Below are 26,126 nucleotides of genomic sequence, written 5' to 3' on the forward strand. Positions count from 1 at the left end.
CCTCGGACCGTCAGACCCGGTAGCGGCGCAGCGCCGGTACCGCGGCGGCCAGGGCCAGCATCACGAAGACGACCAGCAGGCCGCCGCCCGCGACGGCGGTGCGGGGGCCGAAGGCGGAGCCCGCGGTGCCGTGCAGCACGTCGGCCAGGCGCGGGCCGCCCGCCACGACGACGGTGAAGACGCCCTGCATGCGCCCGCGCATCTCGTCGGTGGCGGCGGACAGCAGGATCACCCCGCGGAAGACCATCGAGACCATGTCGGCCACCCCGGCGACGACGAGGAACACCACCGCGACCCACAGGCTGGAGCTCAGCCCGAAGCCGGTGATGGCCACGCCCCAGACGACGACCGCCCCGATGACCATCAAGCCGTGCCGCCGGGCCCGGGAGAAGGTGCCGGAGAACAGTCCGCCGAGCACCGCGCCGATGGGGATCGCCGCGAACAGCAGGCCCAGCGCGAGCCCCTCGCCGTACGGGGCGTAGGTCTGCGCGGCGAGCTGCGGGAACAGGGCTCGGGGCATGCCGAGGACCATGGCGACGATGTCGGCGAGGAAGGACAGCAGCAGCACGGTGTGCCCGGAGATGTAGCGGAAACCGGCCGCGATCTCCTTCACGCCCGCGCGCCGGAGCGCCGTGCCGGCCAGGGGCGGCAGCGACGGCAGCCGGTACACCGCCCACACCGTGACGCACAGCGCCAGGGCGTCGATGAGGTACAGCTCGGGCAGGCCGACGACGGGGATGAGGGCACCGGCGAGCAGGGGTCCGGCCACCTGGCCGGTCTGCATCACGGTCGAGCCGAGGGCGTTGGCGGCGGGCAGCTCGCCGGCCGGGACCAACCGGGCGATGGAGGCGTTGCGGGCCGGTGCGTTCAGACCCCAGAAGGCCTGCTGCAGCGCGAGCAGCACCATGAGCGCGGCCACCGACTCCAGGCCCGCGAAGGCCTGGAGCCAGAACAGCAGCGAGGTGACCGCGATGCCGCTGTTGGTGATCAGCAGCAGCTTGCGCCGGTCCATGGTGTCGGCGATCGCCCCGCCCCACAGCGCGAACACGACCAGGGGCACGAAGCCCGCCATGCTCGCCGCGCCCACCCACGCCGAGGAGCCCGTGATGTCGTAGATCTGCTTGGGCACGGCGACGGCGGTGAGCTGGCTGCCGACGGCCGTCACGATCGTGGAGACCCACAGCCGCCGGTAGGCGGGGCGGCGCAGCGGGCGCGTGTCCATGGCCCAGCGGCGCCAGCCGCGCCGCTTCGGCGCCTCCGCCTCGGGATCCCGCTGCCCGGTCGTGCTCTCACTCGTGTCCACGCGCCGCCGCTTTCTCGATGCTCGCTACATCTTTTGGGCGGGATCACTATCGCACCAACCGCCGGTCACCGGGCGACCGTTTTTCAGCTTCCGATGATCAGCAGGGCACCCAGCACGATCATGGTGGCGGCGACCAGGCCGTCCAGGACGCGCCAGGCGGCGGGCTTGGCGAGGAACCGGCCGAGCAGCCGCGCGCCGAAGCCGAGGGCGGTGAACCAGCACAGGCTCGCCAGTACGGCGCCGAGGCCGAAGGTCCAGCGCAGCGGGCCGTGGTCGGCGGCGACGGACCCGAGCAGGAACACCGTGTCGAGGTAGACGTGCGGGTTGAGCCAGGTCATCGCCAGGCAGGTCAGCACGGCCCGGCGCGCCGATCCGGCCGCCTCCCCCTCCGTGCGCAGCGCGCCGCCGTCCGGCCGGAACACCCGGCGGGCCGCCAGGGCGCCGTAGCCGAGCAGGAACGCGCCGCCGATCCAGCCGACCGCCGTCAGGGCGCCCGGCCAGGTCACCACCACCGCGCCGACCCCGCCGACCCCGAGCGCGATGAGCAGGGCGTCGGACAGGGCGCAGATGCCGACGACGGCGAGGACGGCCTGGCGGCGGATCCCCTGGCGCAGGACGAAGGCGTTCTGGGCGCCGATGGCGACGATGAGGGACAGGCCGGTGCCGAAACCCGCGGCCCCGGCGGTGAAGGTGCTGGTCATGGCGTCGACGCTACGGAGGGACGCGTCCCGCGTACAGCTAAAGATTCTTACGTATCATTAGCATACGTGATGATGACGGATCTCCCGCTGGACCAGGTGCGGACCCTGCTCGCCGTCGTGGACGAGGGGACGTTCGACGCGGCGGCGGCCGCGCTGCACGTGACGCCGTCGGCGGTCAGCCAGCGCGTGAAGGCCCTGGAGCAGCGCACCGGACGGGTCCTGCTGCTGCGGACCAAGCCGGTGCGGCCGACGGAGTCGGGCGAGGTGCTGGTGCGGCTGGCCCGCCAGGTGGCGCGGCTGGAGCGCGACGCGTACGCGGAACTCGGCCTGAGCGGCGCCGGGGAGCCGACGCGGGTGTCGGTGGCGGTGAACGCGGACTCGCTGGCCACCTGGTTCCTCCCCGTGCTCAGCCGCGTGCCGGAGGAGCTGCGGCTCTGTTTCGAGCTGCGCCGGGAGGACGAGGACCACACGGCGGCGCTGCTGCGGGAGGGGGTGGTGATGGCGGCGGTGACCTCGTCCCCGGATCCCGTGCCGGGCTGTTCGGTACGGGCCCTGGGGCGGATGCGCTACCTGCCGGTGGCCGCGCCCGGCTTCGCCGCCCGGCGGCTCGGCGGCCCTCTGGAGGAGGTGCTGCCCGGCGCGCCCGTGGTGGCCTTCGACCGGCGGGACGACTTCCAGGACGACTTTGTCCGCCGGCTCACCCGGGGGCGGAGCAACGCGAGCGCGCTGCGGCACTACGTGCCGACCTCGGAGGGTTTCGCCGAGGCCGTCACGGCCGGACTGGGCTGGGGCCTGCTGCCCGAGGCCCAGGCGGGGCCCCTGCTGCGCGGCGGCCGGCTCGTCCCGCTCGCCGAGGGCCGGGCCACCGACGTGCCGCTGTACTGGCAGCAGTGGAAGCTCGACTCGCCCGCGCTCCAGCAGGTGGCCCAGGCGGTGACGGCGACCGCCGCGGAGGCGCTACGGCCTTGACGCGCCGGGGCTGTCGTCCAGCCGGGCCGCCGCGCTGTCCAGCAGCATCTCCAGGGCCGTGGGACAGGCGCTGGTGAGCATGCGGGTGGCGAGCAGCGGGGCCGCTTCGGCGATGCGGGGGTGGGTGGCGGCGGGCAGGCGGGCGTAGGTCGAGCGCCACATCTCCTCGTCGGCCCGGAGCGAGGCGCTCGGCAGGGCCAGCGAGGCGGCGTCGAGCGCGGCGAGGGCCAGGGTCGTGTCGATGAAGGCGTGGTAGACGCGCACCGCCTCCGGCAGCGGGAAGCCCGCGGTGCGCAGCACGTCCAGGACCGCCTCGTCGGCGGCGAGTTCGTTGGCCCGGCCCGAGACCCGGCTCGCGGTGAGCACCGCGGCCTGCGGGTGCGCCACGTACGCGGCGTGGATCCGCAGCCCGAGGGCCAGCAGGTCCGCCCGCCACTCCCCCGTGCGCCCCCAGCCGTCGAGGGCCTGGCCGATGAGGGCGTCGCCGATGGCGAGCGTCAGGTCGTCCATGCCCCGGAAGTACCGGTAGAGCGTGCTCGGGTCGGCGTCCAGGGCCAGGCCGAGCCTGCGGGCGGTCAGTCCGGCGCTGCCGTGCTCGCGCAGCACGCGCAGCGCCGTGTCGACGATCAGCCGTTCGGACAGCACGGTGCCGCTCCTGGTGGGCCTGCGCCGGCGGCGTTTCTCCTCGGGCACCACGCGCTTGGGCACGACGACCCCCTCCTTATGCCAACGCCATTGACCTTATGACAGGGGGCCGCGTTGTATCTCCCCCGAGGGCGCGCCACGTTCTTCGCGAAAAGGGAGTTTCTGTCATGCGTGTACTGCTCGTGGGCGCCGGTGGCGTGGGGGGCGCGATCACCCGGATCGCGGCGCGGCGGCCGTTCTTCGAGGCGATGGTGGTGGCCGATCACGACCCGGCACGGGCCGGGGCGGCGGTCGCGGCGCTCGGCGGCGACGCCCGCTTCACCGCGGAGGAGGTGGACGCGCGCGACGAGGCGGCGGTGGCCCGGCTGCTCGCACGGCACCGCTGCGACGTCCTTCTCAACGCCACCGACCCCCGCTTCGTGATGCCGCTGTTCCGAGCGGCCCGCGCCGCCGGTGCCACCTACCTGGACATGGCGATGTCGCTGTCCCGCCCGCATGCCGAGCGGCCGTACGCGGAGTGCGGGGTCAAGCTCGGCGACGAGCAGTTCGCGCAGGCGGCGCGGTGGGCGGAGGAGGGCGTCCTGGCCCTGGTCGGCATGGGCGTGGAGCCGGGCCTGTCGGACGTGTTCGCGCGCTACGCCGCCGACGAACTCTTCGACGAGATCGAGGAGATCGGCATCCGTGACGGCGCGAACCTGACCGTCGACGGGCACGCCTTCGCCCCCTCGTTCAGCATCTGGACCACGATCGAGGAGTGCCTCAACCCACCGGTCGTCTACGAGGCCGGCCGGGGCTGGTTCACCACCGAACCCTTCAGCGAGCCCGAGGTGTTCGACTTCCCCGAGGGCATCGGCCCGGTCGAGTGCGTGAACGTGGAGCACGAGGAGGTGCTGCTCGTGCCGCGCTGGGTCGACGCCCGCCGGGTCACCTTCAAGTACGGCCTGGGCCGGGAGTTCGTCGAGACGCTGAAGACGCTGCACCTGCTGGGTCTGGACCGCACCGAGCCGGTCACCGTGCCGGGGCCGGACGGCCCGGTGCCGGTCTCGCCCCGGGACGTGGTCGCCGCGTGCCTGCCCGACCCGGCGGCCCTGGGCGAGCGGATGCGCGGCAGGACCTGCGCCGGCACCTGGGTGCGGGGCGTGAAGGACGGGCGGCCGCGCGAGGTGTACCTGTACCACGTGGTCGACAACCAGTGGTCCATGGCCGAGTACGGCTCCCAGGCCGTGGTCTGGCAGACCGCCGTCAACCCCGTGGTCGCGCTCGAACTCCTCGCCACCGGCGCCTGGTCGGGAGCGGGCGTGCTCGGCCCGGAGGCGTTCCCGGCCCGCCCGTTCCTGGACCTGCTGACGGCGTACGGCTCGCCCTGGGGCATGCGCGAGCAGTGAGCGTGTCCGGGAAGGCGCTGTTTCACCAGGCGTCGACAGGTGACCCGAAAAGGAGTAAGCATCCGAACAAGCACGTTTCTACTGCGATGCAGGTGACTTCGATGGACAACTGGCGAGACCACTCTGCCTGCCGGCACGAGGACCCCGAGCTCTTCTTCCCGATCGGCACCTCCGGCCCGGCCCTGCTCCAGACGGAACAGGCCAAGGCGGTGTGCCGGCGCTGCCCCGTCCAGGAGGAGTGCCTGCAGTGGGCGCTGGACACGGGGCAGTCCATCGGCGTGTGGGGCGGCACCAGCGAGACGGAACGGCGTGCCCTGAAGCGGCGCGCGGCCGCCCGGCGCCGCTCAGGCTGACGCCCGCCGGACCCACCGGAACCGGCGGACGATCCGCCCGCCGGACCCACCGGACCCAGCGGGCGATCCGCCCGCCGAACCCCTGGGGCGTCAGCTGCGACGCAGCGTCCCCCAGGGGTTCTCCTGCCGGTCCACCTCCGCCTTCGCCTCGTCGATCACCTGCTGGTCGAGCCGGCACATCGGCCGGACGTCGGCGACCAGCGGTTCGTTGTCGGGCCCGCGTGCGGTCTCCTTGCCCGCCAGCACCCACGGGTGGACACCGGGCCCCTTGTCGTGCGGCAGGTGGGCGTAGTCGTGCAGGCGGCGCGCCACCCACACCCGGACGGGCCGGTCCGCCCACCACTCCTCGACATCGAGCGGGTTGGCGGACAGGCCCGGCATGGACACGCCCGTCAGGTCGTCGGTGCTGGACGCGTCGCGGAGATCGGTCCCCGGGCCGCGCGACCAGCGGACGTACAGGCCCTGGTGCCGCTCGACCAGCTCGGTGAGTTCGGCGAGCGTGCGCACGACCGGCAGGTCGTCCGATCCACTCATGTCGTGACCTCCTCCCTCGACGCCGTCAGGCGGACGGAGTACCCGCCCGGCGCGAGCGGAATCGGAATCGGCCGTTCGGCGCGGCGGGTGCCGGCACCCGGTCGGGGTTACGCTCGCGGCACAGCCGTCCGTCGCAGAAGGGGCCGAGCATGAGCGTTCGCGTACGCCGCGTCTACGATCCGCCCGAGCCGGAGGACGGTGTGCGTGTCCTGGTCGACCGGCTGTGGCCGCGGGGCCTGGCGAAGGACGCGGCCCGGGTGGACGAGTGGCCCAAGGAGATCACCCCGTCGACGGAGCTGCGCCGCTGGTACCACGCGGGCGACGGCTCGTACGAGGAGTTCGCCGGGCGGTACGAGGCGGAGCTGGCCGGCGACGAGGCGGCCGAGGCCCTCGACCGGGTGCGGGAGCTGGCCCGCGAGGGCGAGGTGACCCTGCTGACCGCGTCGAAGACGCCGGAGCGGAGTCACGCCACTGTGCTGGCCCGCCTCCTCGAAACGTGAGGGGACGGGCCGTCCCGCACGGTCAGGCGGTCTGCTTCGCCGCCGCCCGGCCGGCCGCCCGCCCGGAGAAGAGGCAACCGCCGAGGAAGGTGCCCTCCAGGGCGTTGTAGCCGTGGACCCCGCCGCCGCCGAAACCGGCGACCTCCCCGGCCGCGTACAGGCTGTCGATCGGGGTGCCGTCGGTGCCGAGGGCGCGGGAGTCGAGGTCGGTCTGGATGCCGCCGAGCGTCTTGCGGGTGAGGATGTGCAGCTTGACGCCGATCAGGGGGCCGGCCGCCGGGTCGAGGATGCGGTGCGGGGTGGCGACCCGGCCCAGGCGGTCGCCGATGTAGCGGCGGGCGTTGCGGATGCCCTGGATCTGGGCGTCCTTGGCGTAGGGGTTGGCGATCTGCAGGTCGCGGGCCTCGATCTGGCGGCGGATCCCGGCCGCGTCGAGCAGCGGCTTGTCGGTCAGCTCGTTCATCTTCTCCACGAGCTGCTCCAGGGAGGGCGCGGTCACGAAGTCGGCGCCCTTGCGCAGGAACGCGTCGACCGGTCCGGGCGCGCCCTTGCCGAGGATGCGTTCCTTGAGGAACCCGGCGCGGTCCTTGGCGGTGATGTCGGGGTTCTGCTCGGAGCCCGACAGCGCGAACTCCTTCTCGATGATCTTCTGGGTGAGGATGAACCAGGAGTGGTCGTACCCGGCGATGTCCTCGGTGGTGCGCAGGTGCTTCAGGGTGCCGAGGGTGTCGTAGCCGGGGAGGTAGGGCCCGGGCAGGCGGCGGCCGAGGGCGTCGAACCACATCGACGACGGTCCGGGCAGGATGCGGATGCCGTGGCCGGGCCAGATCGGGTCCCAGTTCCGCAGGCCCTCGGTGTAGTGCCACATGCGGTCCCGGTTGACCAGCCGGACACCCGCCTCGGCGCTGATGTCGAGCATCCGGCCGTCGACGTAGGCCGGAACGCCCGTCACCATCTCGTTCGGCGGCGTGCCGAGGCGTTCGGGCCAGTAGCGGCGGACGATGTCGTGGTTGGCGCCGATGCCGCCGCTGGTGACGATGACGGCCTGGGCGGTGAGTTCGAACTCGCCGATCGCCTCGCGGTTGGAGGCGACGCCTCGGGGTGAGCGGTCCTCGGCCAGGACCGTGCCGCGCACGCCGCGGGCGCTGCCGTCCTCGACGACCAGTTCGTCGACGCGGTGCCGGTGGTGGAAGGTGAGCAGTCCGTCGCGGGCGGCCTGCCTGGCGTACCGGACGAACGGTTCGACGACGCCGGTGCCGGTGCCCCAGGCGATGTGGAAGCGGGGCACGGTGTTGCCGTGCCCGTGCGCGGTGAGGTCGCCGCGCTCGGCCCAGCCGACGGTGGGCAGGAACGTGATGCCGTGGCCGTCGAGCCAGGACCGCTTCTCCCCCGCGGCGAACTCGACGTAGGCGCGCGCCCAGCGCACGGCCCAGGAGTCCTCGTCGTCGAGGCGGTCGAAGCCGGCGCTGCCCCGCCAGTCGCTCCAGGCGAGGTCGAAGGAGTCCTTGATGCCGAGGCGCCGCTGCTCCGGCGAGCCGACGAGGAACAGCCCGCCGAAGGACCAGAAGGCCTGTCCGCCGAGGTTGGCGGCGTTCTCCTGGTCGACGAGTGCGACCCTCCTGCCCCTGCTGGTCAGTTCGTGTGCCGCGACCAGGCCCGCGAGGCCCGCTCCGACGACGATGGCATCGGCATCCATGGCGACCGTTCCCTTCTTCAGTTCTTCTCTTCAGTTCTTCGCGTGATCGGGGGTGCCGCTGCCGTCGGTCAGCAGGGCCGTGAGCAGTTGCTTCAGCCAGGCACGGGCGTGCTCCGCGTCCCGGTCAAGCAGCAGTTGCGTGGTGACGCCGTCGTACGCCGCGACCACGGCGTGGGCGGCGCCGTCGGTGTCGCCGAGGACGGGGGGCAGCGCGGTGTGACCGCGGGCGCGGGCGAGCCGGTCGGCGATGGCCTGCCGCAGCCGGGCCCGGTGTTCCAGCAGGCTCCGCGCCACGTCGGGGTCGCGGGCGGCGTGCACGAGGAAGTCGGTCTTCACCAGGAGCCAGTCCCGGTCGAGGAGCAGCACCTCGGTGACGCGGTCCACGGCGGCCGGCACGTCGAGGTCGGGCCCGTCGAGGGCGAGGGCCCCGGAGACCTGCTCCGCGATCAGCTCGGCCCGCTCCTGGTAGAGGGCGAAGAACAGCTCGTCGAGGCTGGAGAAGTTGGAGTAGAAGGCGCCCCGGCTGTAGCCGGCGGCCTCGCACACCTCCTCGATGGAGACGTGCCCGAAGCCCTTGGCCGCGAACACGGCGAACGCCGCCCGCAGCAGGTTGGCGCGGGTGCGGACACGGCGCCTGGTCACGCGCCCGGTGGTTCCGGTGGTTCCCTGCACGGCCGTCCCCCTCCTTTTCGATACAGCACTGTATTCGATACACCGATGTATCGACAGCATCCGAAGTCGGATAGAACATCTTTTCGATTAAGAGGTACGCTGGGCGCATGGCCGGGCATCACCTCCAGGGCTCCCTCTTCGACCAGGCCGACGAGCTGCGCCTCGGCCCGCTCGACGGGATCCGCCGCACCGACCTCGGCTTCGGCGCCTGGCTCGACGTGCTGCCCGGGTGGCTCAGCGGCTCCGACGAGCTGTTCGAACACCTGGCCGCCGAGGTGCCGTGGCGGGCGGAGCGCCGCCAGATGTACGACCACGTCGTCGACGTGCCGCGGCTGCTCGCGTTCTATGGCGCCGGCGATCCGCTGCCGCACCCGGTGCTGGCCCGGGCGCGGGACGCGCTGAGTGCCCACTACGCCGGGGAGCTGGGCGAGCCGTTCACCACGGCCGGGCTGTGCTACTACCGCGACGGCCGGGACAGCGTGGCCTGGCACGGCGACCGGATCGGGCGGGGCGCGCGCGAGGACACCATGGTCGCCATCCTGTCCGTGGGAGCGCCCCGGGACCTGCTGCTGCGCCCCATGCGGGGCGGTCGGGCCACCGTGCGCCGGCCCCTGGGCCACGGCGACCTGATCGTGATGGGCGGTTCCTGCCAGCGCACCTGGGAGCACTCGATCCCCAAGAGCACCCGCGCGACGGAGCCCCGCATCAGCATCCAGTTCCGCCCGCACGGCGTGCACTGAACCCCGTCCAACGGCCAAGCCGCGCCCGCGCGTTGTGCCGCACCCGGCGATCTCGCCCCGCGCGGGGTCTGCTTTTCTTGTCCGGTCGGGCTGGGAGCGGGACCACACCACGCGGGGCGATCATGCGGGCAGACATACACCACGTCGCGGACGGCACCTACCTGGTGCACGGATCCAACACCAACTGGGTGATCCTCACGGAGGGGGACTCCGTCACGCTGGTCGACACCGGGTATCCCGGCGACCGGGAGCAGCTCCTCGCCTCGCTCGCGGAGGTGGGGAGCGCCCCGGAGGCCGTCACGGCGGTGCTGATCACGCACGCGCACAACGACCACCTGGGCTCCGCCGAGTACCTGCGCGCCACCTACGGCACGCCCGTGTACCTGCACCAGGCCGAAGTGCCGCACGCGCGGCGGGAGTTCCTGCACCAGGTGTCCGTCGGCACGGTGCTGGCGAACGGCTGGCGGCCGGGAGTGCTGCCGTGGGCGGTGCACGCGCTGCGCTCGGGCGGCACGGCCCACATCCCCGTCACCGCTCCCGAGGCGTTCCCCGGCGAGGGCGCCCTGGACCTGCCCGGGCGGCCGGTGCCGGTGCACACCCCGGGCCACACCGACGGGCACTGCGCCTACCACGTGCCCGGCACCGGCGTGCTGATCTCCGGCGACGCCCTGGTCAGCGGCCACCCCACCTCCCGGGTCCAGGGGCCGCAGCTGCTGCCGGACATGTTCCACCGCGAGCGGTCCCGTGCCGTGGCCTCCCTGGACGTGCTCGTCGGGCTGGAGGGCGAGCTGCTGCTGCCCGGCCACGGGCCGGTCCACCGCGGCCCGGTCGGGGACGCCGCGCGCCGGGCGCGGGAACGCGCCCTCTAAAGTGAGGCGACGATCGGCGGCGAGACAAGGACACCCGGCGCATGGCACTGCAGATCAGCGCGACGAACCCGGAGCACCCCGCGCTCCTGCTGGAACTGCCGTGGGACGTGCCCCTGGAGGAGTGGCCGGAGGAGTACCTGGTGCCGCTGCCGCGCGGCATCTCCCGGCACGTGGTGCGCTACTCCCGCGCGGGCGAGGAGGTGATCGCCGTCAAGGAGCTGGCCGAGCGGCCCGCGCTGCGCGAGTACGAGCTGCTGCGGGACCTGGACCGGCTCGGCATCCCGGCGGTGGACCCGCTGGCCGTGGTCACCGGCCGCACGGACGCGGACGGCGCCCCGCTGGAGAGCGTGCTGGTCACCCGGCACCTGGGCGGGTCGATGCCGTACCGCTCGATGTTCGAGACGACCATGCGCCCGGCCACCATGCACCGCCTGATGGACGCCCTCGCCGTGCTCCTGGTGCGGCTGCACCTGGCGGGTTTCGCGTGGGGCGACTGCTCGCTGTCCAACACCCTGTTCCGGCGGGACGCGGGCGCGTACGCGGCCTACCTCGTGGACGCGGAGACCGGTGACCTGCACCCGCAGCTCAGCCAGGGGCAGCGCGAGTACGACCTCGATCTCGCCCGGGTGAACATCAGCGGGGAGCTGCTGGACCTGGAGGCGTCCGGGGCGCTGCACCCGTCGGTGGACCCGATCGAGTTCGGCATGGAGATCTGCGCGCGCTACCGCGGCCTGTGGGACGAGCTGACGCGCACGTCCGTCTACCCGGCGGGCAAGTACCACTACATCGAACGCCGGATCCGGCGTCTGAACGACCTCGGCTTCGACGTGGCGGAGATGCAGATCGAGCACGCGTCGAACGGCGACACGGTCAGTTTCGTACCGAAGGTCGTCGACGCGGGCCACCACCAGCGGCAGTTGCTGCGCCTGACCGGGCTGGACACGGAGGAGAACCAGGCCCGGCGGCTGCTGAACGACCTGGAGAGCTGGATGGCGACCCAGGAGGACTACGCCCCGGGCGACCCCCTGGGGGCCCGCCCGGAGGTGCTCGCCCACCGCTGGGTGCGCGAGGTGTTCCGTCCGACCGTGCGGGCCGTCCCGCCCGAACTGCGCGGCGCCATGGACCCGGCGGAGATCTACCACCAGCTCCTCGAACACCGCTGGTACCTGTCCGAGCGCGCCCAGCACGACATAGGCCTCGACACGGCGGTCGAGGACTACATCAAGAACATCCTGCCGAAGGCCAGCGAGACGCTGCAGCCGACCGCGGAGTGAGCTACCGCTCCCGCGCGGCGTGCGGCACCACCGCCACGGGGCAGTCCGCGTGGTGCAGGACGCCGTGGGCCACCGAGCCGATGCGGGCGCCGACGGCCGTGCGGTGGGCGCGGCGGCCGACGACCATCAGCTGGGCCGTGCCGGCCACCGACAGCAGGACCTGGCCGGCGCTGCCCATCTCCACGTGCTCCTCCACCGGCACGTCGGGGAACCGCTCCCGCCAGGGCCGGACCGCGGCGGCCAGGGCCTTCTTCTCGTAGGGCTCCAGTCCCCCGGCCTCGTCGAGGAGCTTCAGCGAGCCCGGGCTGTAGGCGAAGACGGGCGGCAGTGTCCAGGCCCGTACGACCCGTACCGTCGCCCCGCGCGCGGCGGCCGTCTCGAAGGCGAACCGGAGCGCGTCGGCGCTGTCCTCCGGGTCGCCCTGCTGGCCCACGACGATCTCGCGCCCGGCGGCCTCGCCCGAGGGCCGGTCGCCGGCCCGGACGAGCACCACGGGCCGGGTGGTTCCGGCGATGACCTGCTGGCCGACCGAGCCGAGCAGGAAGCCGACGATGGGGCCGTGCCCGCGCGAGCCGAGCACCAGCAGCTCGGCGTCGGCCGCGGCGGCGACCAGGGTGTCGACGACCGCGCCCTCGACGACGTCGGTGGTCACGTCGAGGTCCGGGTGCCGTTCGGTGACGGTCGCGACGGCCTCGGTCACCGCGCTGTGCACCCACTCGGCCTGGCTGTCCGCGTCGCCCTCGATCCCCGCTTCGAGCGCCTCCTGCGGCTGGAACCGCCAGGCCTGCACCACGCGCAGCGGCCGTTCGCGCCGCACCGCCTCGCGGGCCGCCCAGCCGAGGGCCGCGAGGCTCTCCTGCGATCCGTCGACCCCTGCGGTGATCGGGCGTGTCATCCGGCTGCCTCCTTGTGGAAAATCAGTGCGACGATGATCAGTCTTCCCTACCCTGCCCCCATGAGCTTGGAGTGGGAACAGGTGATGGTGGACTCGGCCGACCCCGAGGCGCTGGGCCGCTGGTGGGCCGAGGCGCTGGGCTGGACGGTGGTGAACGACGAGCCCGACGAGTTCGAGATCCGGCCCGCCCCGGACCGGCTTCCGGGGCTGCTCTTCACGTCGGTGCCGGAGCGCAAGACGGTCAAGAACCGCCTGCACCTCGATTTCCGGCCCGACGACCAGGAGGCCGAGGTGGCCCGGCTGCTGGCGCTCGGCGCGCGGCGCGCAGACATCGGGCAGGGCGAGCAGTCGTGGGTGACGATGACCGACCCGGAGGGCAACGAGTTCTGCGTGCTGGGGGCCCGTAGGAGCTGATCTCCGTATCGGAGCGGGCCGCGGCGATCGAACATACGATGGGCGGAGGTCGGCGCGGCGCCCCGGGGCGCCGTGCCGTGAGTCGACCGCCCGGTGTGGGGGACGTATGGCACAGGCCGCCGACACGGCGCGGACCGTCATCATGACCGTGGACGACGATCCGGGGGTCTCCCGGGCCGTGGCCCGGGACCTGAGGCGGCGGTACGGCGCGGCGTACCGGATCGTGCGGGCGGAGTCCGGCGAGTCGGCGCTGGAGGCGCTGCGGGAGCTGAAGCTGCGCGGCGATCTCGTGGCGGTGATCCTGGCCGACTACCGGATGCCGCAGATGAACGGGATCGAGTTCCTGGAACAGGCGCTGGACGTCTACCCGGGCGCGCGGCGCGTGCTGCTGACGGCGTACGCGGACACGAACGCGGCGATCGACGCGATCAACGTCGTCGACCTCGACCACTACCTCCTCAAACCGTGGGACCCGCCGGAGGAGAAGCTGTACCCGGTCCTGGACGACCTGCTGCAGGCGTGGCGGTCCAGCGACTTCCGGCCGGTGCCCGCCACGAAGGTGGTCGGGCACCGCTGGTCGTCCCGCTCCTCCGAGGTGCGGGAGTTCCTCGCCCGCAACCAGGTGCCCTACCGCTGGTACTCCTCCGACGAGCCGGAGGGTCGGCGGCTGCTGGCCGCGGCCGGTGAGGACGGGCTGCGGCTGCCGGTCGTGATCACCCCGGACGGGACGCCGCTGGTCGAGCCGGAGGCCGTCGACCTCGCCGCCCGGGTCGGCCTGGCGACCACCCCGGCCGCGGAGTTCTACGACCTGGTCGTGATCGGCGGCGGCCCGGCCGGGCTCGGCGCGGCCGTCTACGGCGCCTCCGAGGGGCTGCGGACCGTGCTGGTGGAGCGGTCGGCGACCGGCGGGCAGGCCGGGCAGAGCTCCCGCATCGAGAACTACCTGGGCTTCCCCGACGGCGTGTCCGGGGCGCAGCTCACCGACCGCGCCCGGCGGCAGGCCGCCAAGTTCGGCGCGGAGATCCTCACCGCGCGCGAGGTGACGGCCCTGGAGGTCAACGGCGCCGCCCGCGTCGTGCGGTTCTCGGACGGTTCGGCGGTCGCCGCGCACAGCGTGATCCTGGCGACGGGCGTGAGCTACCGGCAGCTCGACGCACCCGGCTGCGACGACCTGACCGGCTGCGGGGTCTACTACGGGTCCGCCATGACGGAGGCGCCCGCCTGCCAGGGGCAGGACGTGTACATCGTCGGCGGCGCCAACTCCGCCGGACAGGCGGCGATGTACCTGTCCCGGGGTGCCAAGTCGGTGACGCTGCTGGTGCGCGGCGAGTCGCTGACGGCGTCGATGTCGCACTACCTGATCCAGCAGGTCGAGGAGTCCCCCAACATCCGGGTGCGGGCCCGCACGGTCGTCGAGGAGGCGCACGGCGACGGCCGTCTGGAGCGGCTGACCCTGCGGGACGTGGACACCGGCGAGACCGAACAGGTCGACGCGCAGTGGATGTTCGTGTTCATCGGCGCGGCCCCGCTGACCGGCTGGCTGGACGGCACGGTGCTGCGGGACGAGCGCGGCTTCATCCTCGCCGGGCCCGACCTGAGCGCCGACGGCCGTCCGCCCGAGGGCTGGGAGCTGGACCGGCCGCCGTACCACCTGGAGACCAGTGTGCCGGGCGTGTTCGTGGCGGGCGACGCCCGCTCGGAGTCCGCCAAGCGGGTCGCGTCCGCCGTCGGAGAGGGAGCCATGGCCGTGATGCTCGTCCACCGGTATCTGGAGCAGTCGTGAGCGCGCAGGCCGTGCCCTGCAGCCCGCAGGAGATCGGCTCCCTGTTCCTGTTCGACAAGCTGACGCCCGAGCAGCTCGGGCGGCTGTGCGCCGAGGGGCGCGTGGAGCGGTTCGAGCCCGGGCCGGTGTACACCGAGGGCGAGCCCGCCACCTGCTTCTACGTGATGCTGGAGGGCACGGTCGTGCTGTACCGCCGGGTCGGCGGGGACGACGTGGAGGTGACCCGGACCTCGCAGCGCGGGGTGTACGCGGGGTCCATGCAGGCGTACCTGGGCGACCGGGTGCGGCAGGTCTACAACAACTCCATGCGCGTCACCGAGCCGACGCGGTTCTTCGTGCTCCCCGCCGACACGTTCGCGGAGATCATGCAGGAGTGGTTCCCGATGGCGGTGCATCTGCTGGAGGGCCTCTTCTTCGGTTCCAAGAACGCCCAGCGGGCCATCGGGCAGCGCGAACGGCTGCTGGCGCTGGGCTCGTTGTCCGCCGGGCTCACGCACGAGCTCAACAACCCGGCAGCGGCGGCCGTGCGGGCGACCGCGACGCTGCGGGAACGCGTCGGCAAGATGCGTCACAAGCTGGCGATCATCGCGCAGGGCGCCTACTCCCCCGAGGTGATGGCGAAGCTCATCGACATCCAGGAACGCACCGCCGAACGCGTCGCCAAGGCCCCCGTGCTGAGTCCGCTGGAGGCCTCCGACCGGGAGGACGCGCTCGCCGACTGGCTCGACGACCAGGGCATCCCGGACGGCTGGCGGATCGCGCCCACGTTCGTCCAGGCCGGTCTCGACGTGGACTGGCTCGGCCAGGTCGCGGCGGCGGTGGACGAGGAGATGCTGCCGAGCGCGATCGGATGGCTGAACTACACCGTCGAGACCGAGCTGCTGATGGACGAGATCAACGACTCGACCACGCGCATCTCGCGCCTCGTCGACGCGGCGAAGCAGTACTCGCAGCTCGACCGGGCGCCGTTCCACAACGCCGATGTGCACGAACTCCTCGACTCCACCCTGCTGATGCTGTCGGGCAAGTTCGGCCCGCGGATCAAGGTCGTCAAGGAGTACGACCGTACGCTGCCGAAGATCCCGGCGTACCCGGCGGAGCTCAACCAGGTGTGGACGAACCTGATCGACAACGCGGTCTCGGCGATGAACAGCGCGCACGGTGAAGGGACGTTGACCGTGCGGACGGCACGGGACCACGACCGGCTGCTGGTGGAGTTCCGGGACACGGGCGTCGGGATCCCGGCGGAGGACCGGGGGCGGATCTTCGACCCGTTCTTCACGACGAAGCCCGTGGGCGAGGGGACCGGGCTCGGGCTCGACATCTCCTGGCGGATCGTGGTCAACAAGCACCACGGGAGCATCCAGGTGGAGTCGGAGCCCGGGGACACGCGGTTCCAGGTGCTGCTGCCGCTGACGGCGGCCGAGGAGGAGTCGGCATGAGTGGTGGGAACGGGATCGATCCGAGTGTGCCGCCGAGCGGCACGGGATGCGCGGAGTGCGACGCGGCCGGCGGGTGGTGGTTCCACCTGCGGCGGTGCGCGCAGTGCGGGCACGTGGGGTGTTGCGACAGTTCGCCCGCGCGGCACGCGACGGCTCATTTCCGGGAGACGGGGCATCCCCTCGTGCAGAGCTTCGAACCGGGTGAGAGCTGGTTCTGGAGCTATGAGACGAACGAGTTGTACGAGGGCGGGCCCGAGCTGGCCGCGCCGGTGAACCATCCGGAGGACCAGCCGGTGCCCGGGCCCGCCGGGCGGGTGCCGGCGGATTGGGCCAAGGTGTTGCGGGCCTAGCGGCTCGGGACTGTCCGGTCATACGGCGGGGCCGCGGGTAGTTCGTGGTGATTCACACAGTTGCCCGCGCCCCCAGGAAAGAAAGTGGGTTTCGTGCCCCAGGCTTCATCAGTCACGCCTGTCGTCGGGCGGGATGCCGAACTCGAGCGCCTGTCCGGGGTGCTGGAAGGTGCGCGCCGGGGTGAGGCGCGCGCGGTGCTCCTCGCCGGGGACGCCGGCGTGGGCAAGACGCGGGTGCTGGACGAAGTCGGGAAGCGGGCCGCCGCCGCGGGCATGACCGTGGTCGCCGGGCACTGCGTGGATCTCGGGGACGTCGGACTGCCCTATCTGCCGTTCACCGAGATCCTGGGGGTGCTCGCCGCCGACGAGCGGTTCTCCGCCGCCCTGGCCGCCCATCCCGTGGTCGAGCGGCTGCTGGGCGCCGGGACCGACGCCGTGCGCGATGTGGACGCGCGGCTGCGGCTGTTCGAGGGGATCGCCGGGCTGCTCGCCGACGTGGCGGAGGCCGCCCCGCTGCTGCTCGTGCTGGAGGACCTGCACTGGGCCGACCAGTCGTCGCGGGACCTGCTGCGGTTCCTGCTGGGCCGGGGCGTCCTGCGGCACCGGCTGGCGGTGTTCGCCTCGTACCGGGCGGACGATCTGCACCGCCGGCATCCGCTGCGGCCGCTGCTGGCGGAGCTGGTGCGGCTGCCCGCCGTGGAGCGGCTGGAGCTGCGGCCGCTGGCCGATTCCGACGTGGACCGGCTGGTGCGGGCCCTCGAACAACGTCCGCTGCCGGACGCCACCGTACGGCGGATCGTCGAGCGGGCCGAGGGCAACGCCTTCTACGCGGAGGAACTGCTCGCGGCCACCGACACCGAGGCGGGCGGGGTGCCCAGCGGACTCGCCGATGTGCTGCTCATCCGTTTCGAGCAGCTCTCCGACACGGCCCAGCAGGTGCTGCGGACCGCGGCCGTCGCCGGGCGCCGGGTGGAGCACGACCTGCTGCGGGAGGCGGTCGGGCTGCCCGAGGAGGCACTGGAGTCGGCGCTGCGCGAGGCGGTGGGGCGGCAGTTGCTCGTCGCCGGGGACGACGACACGTACTCCTTCCGGCACGCCCTCGCCCGGGAGGCCGTCTACGCCGATCTGCTCCCCGGGGAGCGGTCGAGGCTGCACGGCGCGTTCGCGCGGCTGCTCGCCGGGCGCGGGCGCCGTGCCGAGAGCGCCGCCGAACGCGCCCATCACTACCGGGAGAGCCATGACCTCGCCGAGGCGCTGGCCGCTTCGCTGGAGGCGGCCGACCACGCCCAGCGGGTCGGCGCACCGGCCGAGGAGCAGCGGCACCTCGAGGCGGCCCTGGACCTGTGGCCGGCCGTCGGCGCCGAGGCCCGGCCCTCCGGCCGGGGCGCCGACCGCGTGACGCTGACGCTGCGCGCCTCGGCGGCGGCCGCGCACGCCGGCGAGTTGCACCGGGCGGTCTCCCTCGCCCGGTCCGCGCTGGCGGAACTCGGGCAGGACGCCGACTCCGAACTGGCCGCCCGGGTCCGCTACACACTCGCCGGGAACCTGCTGAGCGTGGACAGCCTGACGGCCGCGTTCGCCTACAGCAGCGAGGCGCTGGCGATGATCCCCGAGGAGCCCGCGTCGGTCACGTGGGTGTGGGCGGCGGCCACGCACGCCATGGCCGCGCGGCACATCGGGAAGAACGAGACCGCGCTGCGGGTCGCCCGGCGGGCCCTGAGCGTGGCCGAGGAGCTGGGGGTGACCGACGCCCAGGCGGACCTGCTGATCTCCCTGGCCGTCTTCGACGGAGGCGGCCGGCGCAGTCCCGAGGGCCGCGACCGGCTGCTGCGGGCCCGGGAGCTGGCCCGGAGTTCCGGCAACGCGGCCGTGGAGCTGCGGGCCCTGTTCAACCTGGCCATGGGCTGCTACGAGAACGGTGAGCCGGCGGAGTGCCTGCCCTGGCTGACGGAGGGCCTGGACCGGGCCCGCCGTGCCGGGCTGCTGTCCTCGCCGTACCCGCTGGAGATGCGGTACCTGCGGCTGCTGGTGCTGTATGCGCTGGGCCGCTGGGACGAGTGCGTGCGCGCGGCGCGGGCCGATGCCGAGGTGCTGCCGGCCGCCGGCGGGTATACGGCCGGTCCCGCGCTGTACGTGGCGCTGGCCCGCGGCGACCTCGCGGCGGCGGACCGGGCACGCGCCCTGCTGGAGGGGCCCTTCGACTGGATGGCCACCCTGGTGGCGGGCATCGTGCTCACCGACGCCGCGGCGCTGCGCCGTGATCCGGAGGAGGCGGTGCGCCGGATGCGCTCCACGGTCGCGGCCCTCACCGACGAGGCGGGCACCCGCCCGGACGTGACGGTCCGGCTCGCCGCCCTGGCGTTGTCGGCCGTCGCCGACGCGGCCGTCGGACTGCGGCTGACCGGCGACGAGTCCGGGGCGCGCCGCTGGGCGGACACGGCGACGGAGTTGGTGGAGTCGGCGCGGGCCGTCGCCGGCCGCGGTCAGAACGACACGCCGCTGGGCCCCGAGGGGCAGGCGTGGCTGGCCCGGGCCGAGGCGGAGTGGATCCGGGCCGTGTCGGGGGCGGACGCGGCGGCCTGGTCGGCGGCGGTGGCGGCGTTCACCTACGGCGACGTCCACGAGCGGGCGCGGTGCCGGCTGCGGTACGCCGAGGCCCTGGTGGCGGCCGGGCGTCGCGAGGAGGCGGCGGCGGAGGCCCGGGCGGTCCGGGAGACCGCGGACCGGCTCGGTGCCGTGCCGCTGCGGGAGCAGGTGGACGCCCTGGTCCGCCGCGCCCGGCTGTCGGACGCCCCGCCCGCCGGAGACCGGGCCGGTGTGCTCACCGCGCGCGAGCAGGACGTGCTGCGGCTGCTCGCGCTCGGCCGCAGCAACCGGCAGATCGGCGAGGAGCTGTTCATCAGCGGCAAGACGGCGAGCGTCCATGTCTCCAACATCCTCGCCAAGCTGGGCGCTTCGAGCCGTGGCGAGGCGGTGGCGGTGGCGTATCGGGAGGGCCTGATCGCCCCGGAGCCGTCGGCGTCCTGAGGACCGCCTGACCTCTGCACCGGTCATCCCTGACCCGGGCTAGCCGGTCCGGCAGTCGAGGCTGCGGAGATCGACGGCGTCGGCCATCGCCCGCATGCCCTTGTCGTTGGGGTGCAGATGGTCGCCGCCGTCGAAGGCGGGCAGGATCCGCTCGGGGTCGTAGGGGCTGCGCAGGACGCGGTCGAAGTCGGTGACGGCGTCGAACGCGCCGCTGTCGCGGGCGAAGGCGTTGACCTTCCGCCGTACCGCCTCCCCGGCCGGGTCCCACTCCTGCCAGCCCTTGTAGGGGGCGATCGTGGCGCCGACGACGCACTTGCCGGCCGCGTGCGCCCGGTCGATCAGCGTGCGGTACCCGGCGATCAGCTCGTCGGCCGTGGCGCCCGGTTCGGCCTTGATGTCGTTGACGCCCTGGAAGAGGAACACCGTCCGCACGCCGGGCAGCGAGAGCGCGTCCCGGCGCAGGCGGTTCAGGGCGCTCTGGCCCGGGACGTCGGTGAGGACCCGGTTGCCGGCGATGCCTCCGTTGGCCACGCCTTCGACCTTGCCGGTGGCGGACCGGGCCAGCCGGCGGGCGAGGTGGTCGGGCCAGCGGCGGTTGCGGTCGGTCGTGGACTGCCAGCCGTCGGTGATGGAGTCACCGAGCGCGGCGACGGCGCCCGTCCCCTTGCGGGGCCGTACGGTGACGGCGTCGAGGTAGAACCAGGATCCGGTCCGCTGCTTCCAGTTCGCCGCGCTCTCCTCGGCGGTGTGGTCGCCCTCGGTGGTGTACGACGTCTGCATCGCCAGCCAGTGCCCGGTGAGCGTGCCGCCCGCCCGGGCGACGTACAGGCTGACGGCGAGGGTGCTCGCGGCGGGGACGCGGCCGGGCAGCGGGTCGCTGTAGACGATGCCGCCGGCCGGGACGGTGACGGTGCGCGCGCCGCCGAAGGTCAGGCGCCGGTTGCTGCCGGGGACGAGCGCGGCCCCGTCCTGTTGCCGTCCGGCGTGGACGTTGCCGAACGTCACGGGCTGGTCGCCGAAGGCGTTGGACAGCCGCACCCGCAGGCCGCTGCCGCCGACGCTGGTGTGCACCAGCAGCCGGTAGCCGCGGCCGTCGGCCGCCTCGCCGATGCGGTCGGCGGACGAGGCCCAGGTGACCACGCCGTACTCCGCTCCCGTCGGGGCTCCGGGCGGCGGGGACGGCTCGTCCCCCTGGGGTGTCGCGCCGGTCCCGCAGCCCAGTGCGACGCACGAGGAGAGGGCGGCCAGGGCGGCGCGGCAGCGGGGGCGTGCGGGGCGGTGCATCGTCGGCGCTCCTTCGGCCGGTCGGGCGCGGGCGGGCGGGTGGTGTCATGGCGCGAGGTTCCGCAGGGTCACGGAGCCGCCGGGCGCGAGACGGATCCCGCGGGCCGCCCCGGCGTAGGACACGGTAGTGGTGCGGCCGCCGACGCTGCGCGGGGTGGCCTCGGTGGGCGTCGGCGGGGGCCTGCCACCACAGCCGGTGGCGTGCCTCGCCGGTGGGGGCGGGCGCCCGTGGGGCGGGAGCCGTGGGCGGGCAGGGCCTGGGTGATGCGGTCCTTGCAGGTGCCGGGACAAGGCCTGGGGGCCGCCCCCGGCGGCAGTCGCATTGCCCTGGTTCGGGCGGGAACTCCCGTACACCCGTCGGCCGTTGTCCGGGCATCCGCCGCCATACCGGCGCGGACAGGGCGGAACGACAGGGCGGCGCGATGGGCGAGTTGGTTCCCGGGGGCAATCTGCCGTTGCCGGGCGGTGCGGTGAGCGTCCGGGTGCCCGGGCCGTTCGACGTGTCGGCGCTCGTCACGGACGACGGCGGAAAGGTCCGGGGCGACGAGGACTTCGTCTTCTACAACCAGCCGGCCGCGCCGGGCGCCCGGCTGCGGGGCGACACGCTCACCGTGGACCCGCCGAGGCTGCGTCCGGGCGCCACCCGGGTCACCGTCGCCGTCAGCCCCGCCGACCCCGGGACCGTCCTCGGCCGCCTGCCCTCCCCCACGCTCCATGTCACCGACGCGGACGGCCGGCCGCTCGCCCGGTTCACTCCGCCGCGGCCCCAGCGGGAGACGGTGCTGCTGCTCGCCGAGTTCTACCGGCGCGGCGACCGCTGGAAGCTGCGGGCTCTGGGCCAGGGGTACGCCGACGGACTGGCGGGACTCGCGCGGGATTTCGGCGTCGAGGTCGTGGACGACCCGCCGGCGCCCGCGCAGGCGCCCCCGGACGACGGCTTCCTCGGCCTGGTCAACTCCGCGCGGGCGGCGGCCGGTTCGCCGCCGGTCTCCCTCGACGCCCGCCTGGTGTCTGCGGCGCGGGAGCACGCCGCCGCCATGGCCGCCGCCGGGCGGCTCGGTGTCGAGAGCAGCGACGGCGTCTCCGTGTACCAGCGTGTCACCGGCGCCGGGTACGCGTACCTCACGGTCGGCGAGCACCTGGTGTCCGGCCCGCGCAGCACCGCCGAGTTCGTCGCGTACTGCCTGCGCGCGGACTCCCCCCGCCGCACCGTGCACGACCCGGCGTTCACCCACGCGGGGCTGGCCGGCCTCCACGACGGCCCCTCCGGCGACACGTACTGGACGGCACTGTGGGCCCGGCCCCTCACGCCCGACGGGCTGGCCGACACGGCGGCCGCCGTCACCGGCCTCACCAACCGGGAGCGCGCCCGGGCCGGACTGCCGCCCTTGGCCGCCGACCCGCTGCTCACCGCGGCGGCGCAGGCGCACAGTGCGGACATGGTGGCCCGCGCCTTCTACTCGCACACCGCGCCCGACGGCAGCCGGCCCTGGGACCGGGCCGCCGCCGCGGGGTCCACCCGGCGTTCCATCGGCGAGAACATAGCCTGCGGCCAGCGCTCCCCCGCCGATGTGGTGGAGGGCTGGATGAACAGCCCCGGCCACCGGGCCAACATCCTGAAACCCGGCTTCACGCACATCGGGATCGGCTTCGCGGGCGGCGGCCGGGCGGGCACCTACTGGACGCAGCTCTTCGGCGGTTGAGGCCGCGTCACCGGGCCGTGCGGTCCGTCCACTCCCCGGCGATCACCGCGATCTTGGCGGAGGGAGAGGCTCCGGGCGAGGATGCCGGTATGAAGGGTGACCTCTTTTCCAGCGAGCACATGGTGCAGCCCGCCGTCGCACCGGGCATGGCCGTCGAGAACGCCAAGTGCATCCGTTACACGGTGAACGGCGAGATGCTCGCGCGCCAGGGCGCGATGATCGCCTACCGCGGCAGCCTCCAGTTCGAACGCAAGGGCCAGGGCGTGGGCGGCATGCTCAAGCGCGCGGTCACCGGGGAGGGACTGCCCCTGATGGCGGTGCGCGGGCAGGGCGAGGCCTGGTTCGCCCACGAGGCGCAGAACTGCTTCATCGTCGATGTCGAACCCGGTGACGAGTTCACCGTCAACGGCCGCAACGTCCTGTGCTTCGACGCCACGCTGGCGTACCGCATCGCGACCGTGAAGGGCGCCGGCATCACCGGCGGCGGCCTGTTCAACAGCGTCTTCACCGGGCACGGCAGGCTGGGCCTGGTGTGCGAGGGAAATCCGCTGGTCATCCCGGTCTCCCCGCAGTACCCGGTGTACGTCGACACCGACGCGATCGTCGGCTGGACCGCGGGCCTGCAGACCTCCCTGCACCGCTCCCAGTCCCTCGGCTCCATGCTGCGCGGCGGCTCCGGCGAGGCCGTGCAGCTGATGCTCCAGGGCGAGGGGTACGCCGTCGTACGACCCAGCGAGGCGACCCCGCAGAAGCCCGGCCAGCACTGAGACGCCCGTGCGGCGCCGCTGAGCCCCCGTCAGGTGATCTGCGCCTCACAGGCAACCCGGTCCGTTCCGCCGACGTCTTGATCGGCAACAGGTGAGGCCCTGGCCCTCGTGGCCAGGGCCGGTTCCCACCCTTCTATACACACCATGTATACGCACTGTGTAGAGATGATGTGTATACGGACCGAAAGGCATCGATGTACGGGAAGGCATTCGCCCCGGAGTACCAGGGCGCGCTCACCACTCTGTCCGTCAACTCCTCCCTGACCGACGTCCTGGCCGCCGGCACCGAGCAGTTGGAGGCGGCCGAGCGTGCCGGACGGCCCGCGGAGGCGGCGCGTTCCGGACTCGCGGTGGCCGAGGCGCACCGCCGGCTGGGCCGGGTCGAGGAGGCGGACCGGGCCTGGAAGGCGAGTTACCGCGCCGCCCGCCGGGCCGGGGACGTCGCGGCGATGGCCTGGGCGCTGTGGAGCGGCGGCACGCTGGCCCGGCAGCGCGGCGCGTTCCGGCTGGCCCGCCGGCTGCTGCAGCTCGCGGCGGACCTGGGCGAGCGCGGCGGGGACGTCGTCGTACGCGGCTACTCGCTGGCGGGGCTGGCCGAGACCGGCCGCATCCAGGGCGACTACGAGGCGGTCGGCCGGCTGCACGAGCAGTTGCTCGCCGAGGCCCGGCGGCGCGGGGAGGCGCGGCACACGGTGTGGGCGCTGGAGGGCATCGCGCAGATGCATCGGAACACCGGGAAGTACGACACCGCCTACGCCTTATTCGAGGAGGCCGCCGAGATCGCCGCGGGCGCCGACGACCGGCGGGGTCACGCCTGGGCGTTGCGCGGTCTGGCCGATGTGGTGTCGGTGCGCGACGGGGACACCGAGCGGGCCCTGGAGCTGCTGAGCGAGGCGGAGGCGACGTGCCGCGCGATGCGGCTGTCCAGCGCGCTGGCCTACAACCACAAGATGCGCGGCAACGTGCTGTACCGGGCCGGGCGTTACGCCGAGGCCCGGGCCTGGTACGAGCAGGCGCTCGCGGAGTTCCGCGAGATGAGCGAGCCGCGCGGGGAGGCGCTGTCCCGGCTGGGCCTGGCCAAGGCCCGGGCCCGGCTGGGCCGCGACCGGGCCGAGACGGCGGCCGAACTGGCCGACCTCACCGGCGTACTGGAACGCATCGGCCTCCAGCACGCCCGCGAGATGGCGGCCCGGGCCCACGAGGAACTCGGCATACCGGCCATCGCGAGGGCGACGGAGGCGGCACGGTGACGGCGCTGCCGAAAACGGCAGGGCCGGTGCGGCGGGACACGGCGGCGGCCGGTGCGGGAGTGCGGGCGGCAGGGCAGGACACGGCACAGGCGGCCCCCGCAGCCGCACGGCCGGCACGGCCGGGCACCACCGGCACACCCGCCACCGCGGAACGACCACGCTTCGGCACACCCAACGCACCCGCCACAGCGCAACGGCCACGCCCCGGCACACCCAACGCACCCGCCACAGCGCAACGACCACGCACCGGCACACCCAACGCACCCGCCACCGCGGAACGACCACGCACCAACGCGCCCGGCGGGCCGACGCCCGCGCGCAGCGCACGCCAAGGCGCGGCGACGGCGGCGCGCTCAACCCCGCCCGCCGCGCCGCACTCCGCCCCGCCCGCCGCGCCGCACGGCGACCGGCCCGGTCCCGCCGCCGACTCCGCAGACGCCTCTCAGGTCCTCGACCGCTGCCGCGCGCTCGTCCGCCCCGCTCTCGTCGAAGCCGTCGGGCAATTGCACCCCTGGGTCGCCGAGATGGCCGCCTACTCCTTCGGCTGGTGCGAGGTCGGTGGGGCCCCGGCCGTCGCCCCGGGCGGCAAGGGCGTGCGGCAGGCGCTCGCCGTGCTGGGTGCCGAGGCGGCCGGGGCGCCCGAGCGGGACGGAGTGGCCGCGGCCGTCGCGGTGGAGCTGGTGCACACCTTCTCCCTGCTGCACGACGACATCATGGACGGCGACGCGGCCCGGCGTCGCCGCCCCACCGTGTGGAAGGCCTACGGCACCGGCCCCGCCGTCCTCGCCGGTGACGCCCTGTTCGCCCTGGCCGTCGGGACGCTCGCCGCGCAGCCGGGCGGTGCCGCCGCCGTGCGGACGCTGTCCGGGGCGCTGGGCGACCTGGTGCGCGGCCAGGCGGACGACCTGCTGTTCGCCGACCGCCCCTGGACGGGACCGCGGCGGGTGCGGCCGGAGGAGTACCGGGTGATGGCCGAGCACAAGACGGGCGCGCTGCTGGGCTGCGCGGCCGCGCTGGGTGCCGTGCTCGGCAGTGCCGCGCCCGGGACGGCCACCGCACTCGACCGGGCGGGCCGGCATCTCGGCGTCGCCTTCCAGATCGTCGACGACGTGCTGGGCATCTGGGGCGACCCGGAGGTCACCGGCAAGCCGGTCCACGGCGATCTGCGGGAGCGGAAGAAGACGTTCCCGGTGCTGGTGGCGCTCGGCTCCCCGCAGGGCGACCGGATCGCCGCGCTCCTGGAGGCCGGTGACGATCCGGGCGAGGCGGCCGCACTGATCGAGGAGGCGGGCGGCCGGGCGGCGGCCCTGACGGAGGCCCGGCGGCACCTCGCCGCCGTCGAGACGGCGCTCGGCGGCGTACCGCTGGCGGCGGGGGCAGCCGGCGACCTGCGGTGCCTGCTGGCCTACCTCGCGCTGCGCGACGCCTGAGGCGGAGACGCCGGGCCTGCCGCCGCCCGGGACCGGGTGCCCGGCGACCTGCGGCCCCTGCCGGCCCACCTCGCCCTGCGCGACGCCTGAGGCGGAGGCGCCGGGCCCGCCACCGCCCGGGGCCGGGTGCCCGGCGACCT

24 protein-coding genes are annotated in these 26,126 nt (G+C 74.0%); 16 read left to right on the plus strand and 8 right to left on the minus strand.

Features of this window, described 5'->3' with window-relative positions; genetic code table 11:
• Window positions 1–10 precede the first annotated feature (10 nt).
• Together ABZ386_RS36205 and ABZ386_RS36210 are read right to left on the minus strand one after the other, a co-directional pair.
• On the minus strand, window positions 11–1,303 hold the full coding sequence (locus ABZ386_RS36205) for an MFS transporter (protein ID WP_355717575.1): 1,293 nt from the start codon (window positions 1,301–1,303) through the stop codon (window positions 11–13).
• A gap of 83 nt (window positions 1,304–1,386) precedes the next feature.
• A complete protein-coding gene (locus tag ABZ386_RS36210) occupies window positions 1,387–2,004 on the minus strand; it encodes a LysE/ArgO family amino acid transporter (protein ID WP_114250061.1) in 618 nt (205 codons plus the stop codon).
• A 69-nt stretch (window positions 2,005–2,073) separates the two neighbouring features.
• On the opposite strand from ABZ386_RS36210, the gene ABZ386_RS36215 reads away from it, so the two are divergent.
• A complete protein-coding gene (locus tag ABZ386_RS36215; protein WP_355717607.1) occupies window positions 2,074–2,973 on the plus strand; it encodes a LysR family transcriptional regulator ArgP in 900 nt (299 codons plus the stop codon).
• On the opposite strand, the gene ABZ386_RS36220 is transcribed toward ABZ386_RS36215, so the two are convergent.
• A complete protein-coding gene (locus ABZ386_RS36220) occupies window positions 2,962–3,681 on the minus strand; it encodes a TetR/AcrR family transcriptional regulator (protein WP_351348396.1) in 720 nt (239 codons plus the stop codon). The two genes, ABZ386_RS36215 and ABZ386_RS36220, sit on opposite strands and share 12 nt — an antisense overlap.
• A 104-nt stretch (window positions 3,682–3,785) precedes the next feature.
• On the opposite strand from ABZ386_RS36220, the gene ABZ386_RS36225 reads away from it, so the two are divergent.
• Window positions 3,786–5,003: a saccharopine dehydrogenase C-terminal domain-containing protein gene (locus tag ABZ386_RS36225; protein WP_351348398.1), complete on the plus strand. Its 1,218-nt coding sequence runs from the start codon at window positions 3,786–3,788 to the stop codon at window positions 5,001–5,003.
• Between the two features lie 101 nt (window positions 5,004–5,104).
• Window positions 5,105–5,356 (plus strand): WhiB family transcriptional regulator, encoded by a 252-nt coding sequence (locus ABZ386_RS36230; RefSeq protein ID WP_114257228.1) that lies wholly within the window; start codon window positions 5,105–5,107, stop codon window positions 5,354–5,356.
• A gap of 90 nt (window positions 5,357–5,446) precedes the next feature.
• On the opposite strand, the gene ABZ386_RS36235 is transcribed toward ABZ386_RS36230, so the two are convergent.
• Window positions 5,447–5,890, minus strand: a complete 444-nt coding sequence (locus ABZ386_RS36235; protein ID WP_351348402.1) for a DUF6098 family protein — start codon at window positions 5,888–5,890, stop codon at window positions 5,447–5,449.
• Between the two features lie 149 nt (window positions 5,891–6,039).
• Between ABZ386_RS36235 and ABZ386_RS36240 the strand changes: the two genes are divergently transcribed.
• On the plus strand, window positions 6,040–6,390 hold the full coding sequence (locus ABZ386_RS36240; RefSeq protein ID WP_355717582.1) for a DUF488 family protein: 351 nt from the start codon (window positions 6,040–6,042) through the stop codon (window positions 6,388–6,390).
• A 22-nt stretch (window positions 6,391–6,412) separates the two neighbouring features.
• On the opposite strand, the gene ABZ386_RS36245 is transcribed toward ABZ386_RS36240, so the two are convergent.
• Window positions 6,413–8,086, minus strand: coding sequence for an FAD-binding dehydrogenase (locus ABZ386_RS36245; protein WP_358967830.1), 1,674 nt, complete (start codon window positions 8,084–8,086; stop codon window positions 6,413–6,415).
• Between the two features lie 30 nt (window positions 8,087–8,116).
• Window positions 8,117–8,728: a TetR/AcrR family transcriptional regulator gene (locus ABZ386_RS36250; RefSeq protein WP_356619057.1), complete on the minus strand. Its 612-nt coding sequence runs from the start codon at window positions 8,726–8,728 to the stop codon at window positions 8,117–8,119.
• 137 nt (window positions 8,729–8,865) lie between these two features.
• On the opposite strand from ABZ386_RS36250, the gene ABZ386_RS36255 reads away from it, so the two are divergent.
• The 3 genes from ABZ386_RS36255 to ABZ386_RS36265 all read left to right on the plus strand — a co-directional run bounded on the left by ABZ386_RS36255 (window position 8,866) and on the right by ABZ386_RS36265 (window position 11,641).
• On the plus strand, window positions 8,866–9,498 hold the full coding sequence (locus ABZ386_RS36255) for an alpha-ketoglutarate-dependent dioxygenase AlkB (RefSeq protein ID WP_351348414.1): 633 nt from the start codon (window positions 8,866–8,868) through the stop codon (window positions 9,496–9,498).
• A 122-nt stretch (window positions 9,499–9,620) separates the two neighbouring features.
• Window positions 9,621–10,367, plus strand: a complete 747-nt coding sequence (locus ABZ386_RS36260) for an MBL fold metallo-hydrolase (protein WP_358967833.1) — start codon at window positions 9,621–9,623, stop codon at window positions 10,365–10,367.
• Window positions 10,368–10,408: 41 nt separating this feature from the next.
• The gene (locus ABZ386_RS36265) at window positions 10,409–11,641 is read left to right on the plus strand and encodes a DUF4032 domain-containing protein (RefSeq protein WP_351348420.1); all 1,233 of its coding nucleotides are present in this window, start codon (window positions 10,409–10,411) and stop codon (window positions 11,639–11,641) included.
• 1 nt (window position 11,642) lies between these two features.
• Here the strand turns inward: ABZ386_RS36265 and ABZ386_RS36270 are convergent, their stop codons facing one another.
• Window positions 11,643–12,536, minus strand: a complete 894-nt coding sequence (locus tag ABZ386_RS36270) for a universal stress protein (RefSeq protein ID WP_358967836.1) — start codon at window positions 12,534–12,536, stop codon at window positions 11,643–11,645.
• 60 nt (window positions 12,537–12,596) lie between these two features.
• Here ABZ386_RS36270 and ABZ386_RS36275 point away from each other — a divergent pair, with 60 nt between their 5' ends.
• The 5 genes from ABZ386_RS36275 (at window position 12,597) to ABZ386_RS36295 (ending at window position 19,552) form a co-directional block, all read left to right on the plus strand.
• A complete protein-coding gene (locus ABZ386_RS36275; protein WP_351348426.1) occupies window positions 12,597–12,950 on the plus strand; it encodes a VOC family protein in 354 nt (117 codons plus the stop codon).
• A 106-nt stretch (window positions 12,951–13,056) separates the two neighbouring features.
• Complete coding sequence (locus ABZ386_RS36280) at window positions 13,057–14,733, plus strand: FAD-dependent oxidoreductase (RefSeq protein WP_358967839.1); 1,677 nt, start codon at window positions 13,057–13,059, stop codon at window positions 14,731–14,733.
• A complete protein-coding gene (locus ABZ386_RS36285; RefSeq protein ID WP_358967841.1) occupies window positions 14,730–16,175 on the plus strand; it encodes an ATP-binding protein in 1,446 nt (481 codons plus the stop codon). The genes ABZ386_RS36280 and ABZ386_RS36285 overlap by 4 nt, the downstream gene beginning before the upstream one ends.
• Complete coding sequence (locus ABZ386_RS36290; protein ID WP_351348435.1) at window positions 16,172–16,525, plus strand: UBP-type zinc finger domain-containing protein; 354 nt, start codon at window positions 16,172–16,174, stop codon at window positions 16,523–16,525. Before ABZ386_RS36285 ends, ABZ386_RS36290 begins: the two co-directional genes overlap by 4 nt.
• Before the next feature lie 93 nt (window positions 16,526–16,618).
• The gene (locus tag ABZ386_RS36295) at window positions 16,619–19,552 is read left to right on the plus strand and encodes an AAA family ATPase (protein ID WP_358967844.1); all 2,934 of its coding nucleotides are present in this window, start codon (window positions 16,619–16,621) and stop codon (window positions 19,550–19,552) included.
• Between the two features lie 39 nt (window positions 19,553–19,591).
• Here the strand turns inward: ABZ386_RS36295 and ABZ386_RS36300 are convergent, their stop codons facing one another.
• Window positions 19,592–20,836 carry an SGNH/GDSL hydrolase family protein gene (locus ABZ386_RS36300; RefSeq protein ID WP_358967847.1) on the minus strand — a complete coding sequence of 415 codons (1,245 nt, stop codon included), beginning with the start codon at window positions 20,834–20,836 and terminating at the stop codon, window positions 19,592–19,594.
• 422 nt (window positions 20,837–21,258) lie between these two features.
• On the opposite strand from ABZ386_RS36300, the gene ABZ386_RS36305 reads away from it, so the two are divergent.
• From ABZ386_RS36305 to ABZ386_RS36320, 4 genes are all read left to right on the plus strand, one after another.
• Window positions 21,259–22,539 carry a CAP domain-containing protein gene (locus tag ABZ386_RS36305; protein WP_356504595.1) on the plus strand — a complete coding sequence of 427 codons (1,281 nt, stop codon included), beginning with the start codon at window positions 21,259–21,261 and terminating at the stop codon, window positions 22,537–22,539.
• A gap of 89 nt (window positions 22,540–22,628) precedes the next feature.
• A complete protein-coding gene (locus tag ABZ386_RS36310) occupies window positions 22,629–23,306 on the plus strand; it encodes an AIM24 family protein (protein WP_351348447.1) in 678 nt (225 codons plus the stop codon).
• A gap of 194 nt (window positions 23,307–23,500) precedes the next feature.
• Window positions 23,501–24,556 (plus strand): tetratricopeptide repeat protein, encoded by a 1,056-nt coding sequence (locus ABZ386_RS36315; RefSeq protein WP_351348450.1) that lies wholly within the window; start codon window positions 23,501–23,503, stop codon window positions 24,554–24,556.
• A 503-nt stretch (window positions 24,557–25,059) separates the two neighbouring features.
• On the plus strand, window positions 25,060–25,986 hold the full coding sequence (locus ABZ386_RS36320) for a polyprenyl synthetase family protein (RefSeq protein ID WP_358967850.1): 927 nt from the start codon (window positions 25,060–25,062) through the stop codon (window positions 25,984–25,986).
• Window positions 25,987–26,126 lie beyond the last annotated feature (140 nt).

The organism is Streptomyces sp. NPDC006140 (genome assembly GCF_040628815.1).
Classification (GTDB): Bacteria; Actinomycetota; Actinomycetes; order Streptomycetales; family Streptomycetaceae; genus Streptomyces.

Coding starts and splice junctions, on each gene's coding strand:
- ABZ386_RS36245 (WP_358967830.1), bottom strand. CDS start 8,086: ATGGATGCCGATGCCATCGTCGTCGGAGCGGGCCTCGCGGGCCTGGTC.
- ABZ386_RS36275 (WP_351348426.1), top strand. CDS start 12,597: ATGAGCTTGGAGTGGGAACAGGTGATGGTGGACTCGGCCGACCCCGAG.
- ABZ386_RS36210 (WP_114250061.1), bottom strand. CDS start 2,004: ATGACCAGCACCTTCACCGCCGGGGCCGCGGGTTTCGGCACCGGCCTG.
- ABZ386_RS36305 (WP_356504595.1), top strand. CDS start 21,259: ATGGGCGAGTTGGTTCCCGGGGGCAATCTGCCGTTGCCGGGCGGTGCG.
- ABZ386_RS36225 (WP_351348398.1), top strand. CDS start 3,786: ATGCGTGTACTGCTCGTGGGCGCCGGTGGCGTGGGGGGCGCGATCACC.
- ABZ386_RS36310 (WP_351348447.1), top strand. CDS start 22,629: ATGAAGGGTGACCTCTTTTCCAGCGAGCACATGGTGCAGCCCGCCGTC.
- ABZ386_RS36235 (WP_351348402.1), bottom strand. CDS start 5,890: ATGAGTGGATCGGACGACCTGCCGGTCGTGCGCACGCTCGCCGAACTC.
- ABZ386_RS36270 (WP_358967836.1), bottom strand. CDS start 12,536: ATGACACGCCCGATCACCGCAGGGGTCGACGGATCGCAGGAGAGCCTC.
- ABZ386_RS36315 (WP_351348450.1), top strand. CDS start 23,501: ATGTACGGGAAGGCATTCGCCCCGGAGTACCAGGGCGCGCTCACCACT.
- ABZ386_RS36255 (WP_351348414.1), top strand. CDS start 8,866: ATGGCCGGGCATCACCTCCAGGGCTCCCTCTTCGACCAGGCCGACGAG.
- ABZ386_RS36265 (WP_351348420.1), top strand. CDS start 10,409: ATGGCACTGCAGATCAGCGCGACGAACCCGGAGCACCCCGCGCTCCTG.
- ABZ386_RS36230 (WP_114257228.1), top strand. CDS start 5,105: ATGGACAACTGGCGAGACCACTCTGCCTGCCGGCACGAGGACCCCGAG.
- ABZ386_RS36260 (WP_358967833.1), top strand. CDS start 9,621: ATGCGGGCAGACATACACCACGTCGCGGACGGCACCTACCTGGTGCAC.
- ABZ386_RS36240 (WP_355717582.1), top strand. CDS start 6,040: ATGAGCGTTCGCGTACGCCGCGTCTACGATCCGCCCGAGCCGGAGGAC.
- ABZ386_RS36290 (WP_351348435.1), top strand. CDS start 16,172: ATGAGTGGTGGGAACGGGATCGATCCGAGTGTGCCGCCGAGCGGCACG.
- ABZ386_RS36215 (WP_355717607.1), top strand. CDS start 2,074: ATGATGACGGATCTCCCGCTGGACCAGGTGCGGACCCTGCTCGCCGTC.
- ABZ386_RS36280 (WP_358967839.1), top strand. CDS start 13,057: ATGGCACAGGCCGCCGACACGGCGCGGACCGTCATCATGACCGTGGAC.
- ABZ386_RS36300 (WP_358967847.1), bottom strand. CDS start 20,836: ATGCACCGCCCCGCACGCCCCCGCTGCCGCGCCGCCCTGGCCGCCCTC.